This is a genomic window from Lactonifactor longoviformis DSM 17459 (genome assembly GCF_900129135.1).
GTDB lineage: Bacteria > Bacillota > Clostridia > Lachnospirales > Lachnospiraceae > Lactonifactor > Lactonifactor longoviformis.
In genome coordinates, this window is the sequence record NZ_FQVI01000009.1 from 149,090 (window position 1) to 158,233 (window position 9,144).

The following is a 9,144-nucleotide window of genomic DNA, read 5'->3' on the forward strand; positions in this document are numbered from 1 at the left end:
ACTATAGCGTATCCTTGCCGATTATCACCTGATTCTTACCCTTTTGTTTGGCCTGATACAGCAAAATGTCTGCCTGGCGGATGCAGTGCTCCAGCCTCATCGAAGGATCCAATGTCTGTGTAACCATACCTGCACTGATGGTTACATAGGGGAATGGAGCCTGCCGGTTCTCCAGCTTTCTCTGTTCCAGATCCAGCCGGGCCTTGTTGACCTTATCAGCAATCGCTTTCCCATCCTTTCCTGCAATAATAGCAAGAAATTCTTCTCCCCCATAGCGGAGCAGATGACCATCGGGCATGTCCAGATGAGACTTCAGCAGTCCGGCAATTAAGGCAATGCAGTCATCCCCGGCCTGGTGCCCATAAGTGTCATTATATATCTTAAAGTTATCAATATCTATCATTACAAAAGTAACCTGTCTGCTGTCCTTCTGAAACTGCTCCCAGACCTGAGGCATCACTTCTTTCAGATAGCGTCTGTTATAGAGTCTGGTCAGCTCATCTGTCAAAACCTGTATGTGCAGTTTGCGGTTCATCTCCTCGATTTTCTCTTTCTGGCTTACAATAATTTTTCTGGAATGAAAGGTCTCCAGCCCATTATTATATCTCATAGCCGCAATCAGCACTGCCATGATAGTTGCACAGGCCGTATTGGTGTAATTCCCTATGTTATTTGTAGGTGCCGGCTGGAAGGTGGGAAACAAAAGCATCAGTATTATCTGGTTGATGCCAAGAACAATCATAGCCTCCCATGGCCGATAGCTGACAAATACAGAGACAGAGAGAACAATGCACAGATATACGCTGACATTCTCCGTCACTCTCTGATCATACAGAGTCACAGCAGTGCCCCACAGACAAAACAGGCCGCTTTCTGCCACTGCCAGCTTTAAACAGAGTCCCGCATGCCGGTCCACATCCTTTTCAAATATCAGGCAGAACACAAAACCGGCCAGACTGATGGTAAAAAGAAAGATGTACAGTACAAAATACACCCTGTGAGAGTGCACGGACAGCCCGCCGTCACGGACGAAGGCCATCATATACATGTTGAACAGCTCAAACACCATTACAACCACTGACAAATACTTGCAGATCCTAAGGGTATGGGCTGCCCGTTCTGTCTCGAATTCCTGACGCATTTCTTCAGGGAGGGTTTTCGTAAATACTCTTTTTAATTTGTCCGTCATAGCTTGCATTCTCATCCTATCCTCCCCGTTTTATGAGCAGAATCCTTGCATCATATTTTACAATACATGTGGTTATAGCAAAAGTCAATACTTCACCGGCTTTTCTGCAGATAGCTTCCACTAAGCCTCAAAGGGGAAGCGCATTCCCCAGGATCCCCTGATTTCATCCATTACTTTCATAATCCGGATGGTTTCGCTGTGGGGCATCTCCGGACACTCGGTTCTCCCTTCTTCTATGGCTCTGATTGCCGACAGCACTTCATATTCATAGCCGGTAATCTGTTCCGGCACCTCGTAGGCAGCAACTTCCTTCCATTCCAGAGAGAATACACTTACCTTCTGGGGATTGTTGATATTATCAACCACCAGGTATCCTTTTTCCCCGTATACAATTCCTCTGCGGTCGGTCTGCGCAAGCATGGTTGAGGTAAGTACTGCCATCTTTCCTTCCTTAAAGCACAGAGTAATGCTGTCCATAGCATCCACTCCGGTGTCTGCCATCACCGCCGAGGAAGTGATATTCGTTATATTTTTTCCGAAAATCATAGATGCAAAATTAATCGGATAGACAGAAAGATCAAGCAGTGCTCCTCCAGCCAGCTCCGGGCGTATCATGCGCTCATTCTGCGCCACAAGATATCCCAGATTCGCCGTTAAAAGGGTGGGCGTTCCAATGACTCCGCTGTCTAACACTTCCTGGATCATGGATACCGACGGCATATATCTGGTCCATATTGCCTCTGTGAGCAGCAGCTTTTTTTCTTCCGCAAATGCAATCATTTCCTCTGCCTGAGCGGCATTCGCAGTAAATGCCTTCTCACAAAGTACATGTTTGCCGTGCTGAAGGCACATCATGCCGTGAGCAAAATGATGAGAATGCGGGGTCGCTATGTATACAAGCTCCACCTGGGGATCCTTCAGCATATCCTCATACGAACCATAGGCACAGGTAAACCCCCATGTTTCCGCAAATGCTTTTGCCCGCTTACTATCTCTTGCTGCAACGGCATATGCCTCAGCCTGGGGCATCCTTGTGATTGTTTTCGCCATCAGAGCAGCGATCCCACCCGCCCCCAGAATTCCTATCTTTGTTTTCTTCATGCTCGTATGCCTCGCTTTCTTTATTTTCTTCTATTCTACACAAACCGGCGATAATGTACAACCCTTCTGTACAGCAAAAGGGCATAGCCGAAATGACTATGCCGTTCTGCTGTATCATTCTTCTTTATCGGATCGTACCTTTGTGCGATCAAACTTTTATGTCTGTGCAGCTGATTCCTGCAGTATCCAGAATTTCCGGCCCTGTTTCCCAGGCAATACTGTCTTCACACTGTACTGCCAGCCCTGCACAGAGAGTTCCTAATTCTGCCGCACTTAAAAGCTCTGTCTCCCCCGCCGCAGGCTCTCTGCTGCTTTTTTGAAGAGGCAGTCCCAGACAAAGCCCTGTAATCGTTCCTCCCAGAAAGGCGTCTCCTGCACCTGTAGTGTTTTTCACGGAGACCTGAGCAGCCGGCAGATATTCCAGGTGCCGCCCTGCCATGGTGTATGCTCCATGTTTTCCAAAGGTAACCAGAAGCTGTATCTCAGGATTTAATCTCTTTATCTGTTCATACAATCGCAGCACCAGCTTCTCCTCAGAACTTTCCTGTGTCTCTCCTTTCATCCCTTTGTCCATAGCACCGAGCACTGCCCTGGCCTCCTCCTCATTCACAGCCAGGAGATCGCAGAAGGTAAATGCTTCCGCCTCCAGAAATGCTTCCGCCTCCGCCGCAGGAACTGATAGTACGCAAAATGCCCCTTTTTCCTTCCCCTCCCGCAGCAGGGCAATCCTGCTCTCCTGGGAAACCTCCGGAATAGCTGCCACAAGCGTGTTGGCGTCCACGGACAGTGCTTCCATACTTGATCTGATATACCCGGGGGTGACCTTGGAAGCAGCGCTGTTAATGACTGTCATATTGCAGCCCTCTTTGTCCGGATACTGCAGGCATACGCTGAGCATAGTTCCGAGTTCCTCTGACCTGCCCATATATTCTGTGTGCATCCCGGCAAGCCTCATTTCCCCCAGCAGTTCCTCCCCCATGGTATCCTGCCCCACATAGCTGAGGGGATAGACTTCTGTCTGCTTCCCTATCAAGGCTGCTATATAATGAAATACAATATGCAGCTTGCAGTAGTCTCTGGCAGGACTCCTATGTACCAGACGTGATTCACTGCGTCCCAGGGTATCCTGTATCGGACTCAGAAGCAGCATTCCGGTCCCTACACCGCCGGTTCCCACTACCTTGTTGAATCTCATTCCCTACCGTCCTTTCTGCTGGCGGCAATCCCCCGGAATTCCCACTCCGGATGCTCGCTGATGGGATGACAGGCAGTCTCTCTGGTAGCAGTAATCAGGGCATCCGGATGCTCCTGCAGGAGAGTCATAGGGTATTCTTCTGTAAGAGGTGAAAAAAGTGCAACCCGCAAAGCCGTCTGCTTCCATGAGCCTGTTGCCGAGTACACTCTGATCTTTTTTGCTTTCAGACATTCTTTTGCTCCCAGAGTCACAGACATAGGAGGCATAAACTGCCAGCCCGCCCCAAAGCTTCTCTGGGCCAGGGCGATCATAGTGTCAATATTATTTTCCTGAACTCTGGCCGTGGAATTGCGGATATCGTCGATCGTAACCACAGAATACGGACTTCTCTTCGCCTGGTTAAAGGCAATATGGCCGTCCTGTCCCCAGCCTCCCATGGTATAATCTATCTCCGTCTTCTCAATCCGTTCGGACATTTCCTTCACATTATCCGGCGTCAGATAGTGCCGGTTTTCTTCCTTTACCCTGAGTTCAGGGACAACCGCCTCATAGAAATAGGTATGCATAAATGTCCTGAAATTGCTGGGGTCCTTTTCCGGAAGCAGTTTTCCCTCCCAGTCCAGATTCTCATCCATATGAAAACAGATCATATTTTTCAAAGAAATCCGTTCTTCATTTACCATTCTTGCAAATGGCGCGTACCACTCCTTTGGTCCGCAGGGAACAATTAAATGAAAAGGTCTCTGCTCCAGATTGGCTGCTTTTATCTCCTCCGCCAGGTCACGCGCCATAACCTCCCCCAGTTCAGCCGCGTCCTCTACAATGCGCAGGGGTACCTTACGGTCTTTATGGTCCAAAAGCTCTTCCATAGGAATGCTGCACCATTCGTATAACTTATTTAAATCCATCATATTTTTTCTCCTTTACCAGGCTGCAGGTTTTTCTTTTCTTCCCCTAAGGCAGATATCTTTCTGCTTTTACCTTCGGCCAGGCATAGCAGGGGGTAAAAGCCTCCGCATAGCCGGCTCCGCACTGAAGCCCCCGGTAACGGGCACAGGTGCTGACAAACTCTGCAAAATCAATGCCGTCATGGTCTTTCATCCATGTGAGCTGGCTTTCATGCTGCCTCAGCATTTCCATCTTCTGATCATACGTATCTGTAATGTCTACATATTCTGTGGGAATAAAATTAAGCCCTGCCAGGGTATCCATATAATAAATAGGCGTCAAAGTCTCATAGTAAGTTTCCCTGGTGGTGTAGTGAGGCAGCGTAGAGACAAACGAAGCGTCAAATACCAGCTTGCTCACCGCCACGTGATCCGGCATATAGTCATTAGGACTGTGGGTGATAATCACATCCGGTCTTGCATACCGGATAATATCCATCACTTTTTCCCTGTGTTCCCGCATATCTCCGTAAATGCAGAGATCGTCAATATCACAGGTAAGTCCCTCGGCTCCAAGAAGAGCAGCGGAATTCAAGAATTCCTTTCTCCGTATGGCGCGCAGCTCGTCGGGCATAATAACCGCATGTCCCTGGTTGCCGTTGGACACGTGGCACATAAATACATCCCATCCCATCTTTTTATATCTCGCCAGAGTCCCGGCACAGGATATTTCTATATCGTCCGGGTGGGCAGCTATCGCTAAAACCCGCATACCTTTATTCCTCCTCTTCCTGCTCTGCTTCCAAATCTGCAAGCATGTGGTCACACATTACCAGCATCCTTGTCACATGGAACAGACCCTTGTAATGATTGCTTTTTATCACAGGCTCCTGCCACTTTCCTTCCCTGGTGAGATACCCCACCCATTCTCCGTACTCCGGATCTGAAAAATGCTCAAAGGAATAGTCTGCAAGTGTGTGGAACCATGTCTCATATTTATTTTCCTTCGTCAGGGTATATGCTTTCAGGGAAGCAATCAATGCCTCACTCACCGGCCACCACAGCTTCAGTTCATGCTCATACTGTTCTACGGGCCTTCCCTCTATGTCCACAAAGTACATAATGCCGCCGTACTCTTTATCCCAGCCATGCATCATGGACCAGTCAAATATATTCAGGCATTTTTCAATGACATCGTCGCCCAGTCCCATAGCTTCCGCCTCCTGGATCAAAAACCAGCAGGCCTCAATACTGTGTCCGGGATTAATGGTTCTGCCCACAGGCTCATCGATGAATTCACCATTTGGGCCTACATTCTCAAACAAAGCCTGGTGCTCCTCATTATAATGGTACTGTAATAAATCTGATATGTATTTTTTGCTCCGGTCATCGTACTTCTCCCTGTTTTCGGGGTCGCACCTGCGCATAATAGAAGTCACATTCAGCAGGATCATCACATTGGCCAGCCCCCGCATTGGCCGTACTTCAGGGTTATACTTAGGAGGCATCTTAAAGGGATCGCTGTCCGGATTCTCATAAAGCTCCACTACCCTGTCGTAGACACGCCTGGCATCCGCCAGCGCTTCTTTGTCACCGGTGGCCACTGAATATTCTGCATTTCCCAGTATATAGAAGGTCTCACTGAAAAAGTACCGTCTCTTGCGTACCGGTCTGCCGTCCCTTGTCACCAGAAAATACATTCTTCCGTCCGTGTCGAAGCAGTGCTTATTCATAAAGTCCTTACAGCTTTTTGCAATCTCAAGCCATTCCGGGCGCGCTCCGTACACATTACACAGATAGGAATACGTCCACAGGACTCTCCCCTGGAACCATACCCCCTTGTCACTGGAAAACGGTTTTCCTTCCCGGTCCAGGAATGTGGGCATACCTCCATATTCCTGATCCAGCTTATCCCCCCAGAAAGGCAGCATACGGTCAAACAGTTCTCTCTGCATCATCTTCCGGTATTCTTTTATTTTTTTAAGCTCCATAGTCTATATCCCCGCTTTCTTACTATTATTATTTTTCTATGGTGTACCCTGTTTTCTCCAGCACTTCATGAACTCTGTGGATGACCTTTACCGCTTCATAGCTCTCTTCTCCCGTGATAGGAGGAACTGTATTCTCTGCAACGGCCCGCAGAAATGCCCGTATCTCACGCCCCAGATCTCCGGACGGCACATCGTTCAGGTCATCCGGTTGGTATGAGGTATCAAAAAATCTGCAACCTTCTCCCTCCATGGGGGCAAACGATACCTCCGAAAATCCCAGCTCCAGTTCCAGCATGCCTTTGCTCCCCACCACCTTCATACCGGTGTCTACCTGTGAACTGTGCTGATAGGGAAGCAGCCAATGATTCTCCATCACAACCAGAGCATCATTATCCATAATCAGATGAGAGGAGGTGTAATCCCAATTAGGACTGTTGTATTTAAATCCATTGGCCGCCGCAACCTTTTTCACCTTTAAACCGGTCATCCAAAGTACCAGATCAATGTCGTGGATTCCCAGAAACCAGGCAATGCTGGTTCTCTTCCCCAGACGGCCGGCATTGGCTACCGTATTATTTCTCCAGATATTAATGTGCAGGATCTCCCCCAGCTTTCCCTGGTCAATGGCACGTTTTGCCTGAATTGCTCTGGGATCAAACCGCAGATCATGTCCCACCATCAGATAGGTTGGATCCGGGCGCTTTGCCAGAATCTCTTCGCAGTCTGCACTGGAGATGGCCAAAGGCTTTTCTACCAGTACCTTTACCTTGTTCTCAAAAGCCTTCAATATCAAATCCTTGTGCAGATCATCCGGAGTACAGATGCTGACTGCGTCCAGCCCCTGTGCAAACAGCTCTTCCGGAGTTTTGTAAACTTCCACTCCAAGCTGTTCCTTTACCTCTTCCCTTCTTTTGTCAAAGCTCTCTGCACACCCCACGAATTCCACATCCGGCTGGGCCAGATAAAACCTGGCATGGGCGTCCCCCATGTAACCCATTCCAATAACACCTGTTCTTAGCTTTCCCATACGATTACCTCCATTTTTATATGATTTTGTTTTATTGCCTACAAATCATGCTCGATTACCAGATTCCTTCCTAACTGCAAGCCTCCGTAAATGGCAGAATAAGGCGCTGCCACATACAGATGAGGCTCTCTTTTCAGCACATTTTTTTCCCGCAGCATACGGTAAAAGGGTTCCGTAAACCACTCCTTAAGCAAAAGAATCCCCCCATCGATTACCACAGAATTAATTCCCAGAAGCAGCATGCCGTTCACGGCAATGGTTGCTATGTGTGTTGTCACACGGCTGATTTCCGCCTGAAGCCATGCATCCTTTCCCGCCGTTTCAGCGATAAGCTCCAGGGTAACCCGTTCCGGCTCACCCTTTGCCGCCTGGTAAAGGCTGCTGTCTCTGTGAAAATCCAGCTTTTCCTTTACACTTCCCAGCAGTGCGGACAGGGAGGCAATCGTTTCATAATCCACCGTCTCCCAGCTGCCGTCCTCCCTCAAAAGCGTGGCGTATCCAATCTCTCCTGCACTTCCGTAAGAGCACTTCAGCAGCTGGCCATCTACAATTACTCCCATACCCAGTCCTGCATCCACACGAAGGTACAGATAATTTTCCGGTAACTCCTCCCTGTCGCAGAGAGCCTGATATCCAAGGGCTGCCATGTCAATATCATTCATAACTGCAGTGGTACAGCCGAACCGTTCCTGAAACATCTCCCGCAGCGGGAGATCCGCCCACTTTTTTGCCATTTTGGCCGGCTTTAGTATCCTTCCGCTGTCATCGTATACCACTCCGGGATTGGCAAGGGCCATACTTCCTATCTGCTCTGGGGATATTTGATATCTATTCAAAAGTGTCTCAATCTTAACCATAATATCTTCCATCATCTCCTGCGCTCCCACCGTCTCCGTAATCTGATACGTGTCAGAGGCTATCAGGTGATAACACATATCCCCCAGACTGATATCCACAAGCTCCTTTCCCAGATCTACGCTGATCAGGCAGCGGAATCTGGGATTCACATTATACACCATGGGCTTTCTGCCGTATGAAGCCTCCTCATTAGGTGTCTCCTCCACAATCGCCCCCAGTTTCAGCAGTTCATCCATATTGCTGGTAACGCTGACTACACTCAGCTTTGTCAGTTTCGATATCTCTTTCTTGGTCAGAGGTCCCTGATTCAGCATAAGGCGGAGGATTACCTTCTTGTTATTATCCTTAATATGCTTTTGACTTCCTGTTCCCAACCCTCTGTTCTCCATTTTTTCATCTCCCGGTTAATATATTAAATTGACTTTTTAAACTCACTTTATTATATTGTCATTGTATCTTTTTCCGGGGGAACTGTCAAGCAATTTTAGATAGATTTACAAAAAGGGGCTGTGAAAAAAGTGCCGTAAAAAAAAGAACGCTTTCAGGTATACAAACCTGGAGGCGTTCTTCTTTTTGTGGTAAAATTAATCTACTATGAACAATAATACCGAGAAATATTATACCGCAAAACAGGGAAGGCTGCCACTGTTTTTTTCGGATTGTCTGGATATCTGTGATCCAGTATTAGCATTTGACAGAATCATGGAGGAGATTGGAATAGAAAGATATCTTAGGCCAGAGCCCTCACATAAACTGGGCCGGCCCGGATATAATCGGGTCAACATGCTAAAGACAGTCCTGTTCGGCTTTATGGACACTGGATACGCTTCCCTTCGGGAATTAGAAGACCGATGCAAAGTCAACATCCGTTACATGTACCTGATGGATCATGAAAC

The 9,144-nt window shown here is 48.0% G+C and carries 9 protein-coding genes; 1 reads left to right on the plus strand and 8 read right to left on the minus strand.

Going from position 1 to position 9,144, the window contains the following annotated elements; genetic code table 11:
• Window position 1: 1 nt before the first annotated feature.
• The 8 genes from BUA56_RS10655 to BUA56_RS10690 all read right to left on the minus strand — a co-directional run bounded on the left by BUA56_RS10655 (window position 2) and on the right by BUA56_RS10690 (window position 8,637).
• Window positions 2–1,204: a GGDEF domain-containing protein gene (locus BUA56_RS10655; RefSeq protein ID WP_072851458.1), complete on the minus strand. Its 1,203-nt coding sequence runs from the start codon at window positions 1,202–1,204 to the stop codon at window positions 2–4.
• A gap of 105 nt (window positions 1,205–1,309) precedes the next feature.
• Window positions 1,310–2,314 carry a Gfo/Idh/MocA family protein gene (locus BUA56_RS10660; protein ID WP_278320856.1) on the minus strand — a complete coding sequence of 335 codons (1,005 nt, stop codon included), beginning with the start codon at window positions 2,312–2,314 and terminating at the stop codon, window positions 1,310–1,312.
• Window positions 2,315–2,438: 124 nt separating this feature from the next.
• Entirely contained in the window at window positions 2,439–3,485 is a 1,047-nt protein-coding gene (locus tag BUA56_RS10665; RefSeq protein ID WP_072851462.1) for a carbohydrate kinase family protein, read from the minus strand.
• Window positions 3,482–4,396: a 6-phosphogluconolactonase gene (locus BUA56_RS10670; protein ID WP_072851464.1), complete on the minus strand. Its 915-nt coding sequence runs from the start codon at window positions 4,394–4,396 to the stop codon at window positions 3,482–3,484. The genes BUA56_RS10665 and BUA56_RS10670 overlap by 4 nt, the downstream gene beginning before the upstream one ends.
• A gap of 43 nt (window positions 4,397–4,439) precedes the next feature.
• Entirely contained in the window at window positions 4,440–5,144 is a 705-nt protein-coding gene (locus tag BUA56_RS10675) for a PIG-L deacetylase family protein (RefSeq protein ID WP_072851466.1), read from the minus strand.
• A gap of 4 nt (window positions 5,145–5,148) precedes the next feature.
• Window positions 5,149–6,363 carry an AGE family epimerase/isomerase gene (locus BUA56_RS10680; protein WP_072851468.1) on the minus strand — a complete coding sequence of 405 codons (1,215 nt, stop codon included), beginning with the start codon at window positions 6,361–6,363 and terminating at the stop codon, window positions 5,149–5,151.
• Between the two features lie 28 nt (window positions 6,364–6,391).
• Window positions 6,392–7,390 (minus strand): Gfo/Idh/MocA family protein, encoded by a 999-nt coding sequence (locus BUA56_RS10685; protein WP_072851470.1) that lies wholly within the window; start codon window positions 7,388–7,390, stop codon window positions 6,392–6,394.
• A gap of 38 nt (window positions 7,391–7,428) precedes the next feature.
• Window positions 7,429–8,637, minus strand: coding sequence for an ROK family protein (locus BUA56_RS10690; protein WP_072851472.1), 1,209 nt, complete (start codon window positions 8,635–8,637; stop codon window positions 7,429–7,431).
• A 205-nt stretch (window positions 8,638–8,842) separates the two neighbouring features.
• Here BUA56_RS10690 and BUA56_RS24070 point away from each other — a divergent pair.
• Window positions 8,843–9,144 (plus strand): transposase (locus BUA56_RS24070; RefSeq protein WP_139249483.1); only part of this gene is annotated, 302 nt, incomplete at its 3' end.

What these genes read in the sequence shown, in the direction of transcription:
- BUA56_RS10690 (WP_072851472.1), bottom strand. Translation starts at nt 8,637, where the DNA reads ATGGAGAACAGAGGGTTGGGAACAGGAAGTCAAAAGCATATTAAGGAT.
- BUA56_RS10670 (WP_072851464.1), bottom strand. Translation starts at nt 4,396, where the DNA reads ATGATGGATTTAAATAAGTTATACGAATGGTGCAGCATTCCTATGGAA.
- BUA56_RS10675 (WP_072851466.1), bottom strand. Translation starts at nt 5,144, where the DNA reads ATGCGGGTTTTAGCGATAGCTGCCCACCCGGACGATATAGAAATATCC.
- BUA56_RS10680 (WP_072851468.1), bottom strand. Translation starts at nt 6,363, where the DNA reads ATGGAGCTTAAAAAAATAAAAGAATACCGGAAGATGATGCAGAGAGAA.
- BUA56_RS10655 (WP_072851458.1), bottom strand. Translation starts at nt 1,204, where the DNA reads ATGAGAATGCAAGCTATGACGGACAAATTAAAAAGAGTATTTACGAAA.
- BUA56_RS10665 (WP_072851462.1), bottom strand. Translation starts at nt 3,485, where the DNA reads ATGAGATTCAACAAGGTAGTGGGAACCGGCGGTGTAGGGACCGGAATG.
- BUA56_RS10685 (WP_072851470.1), bottom strand. Translation starts at nt 7,390, where the DNA reads ATGGGAAAGCTAAGAACAGGTGTTATTGGAATGGGTTACATGGGGGAC.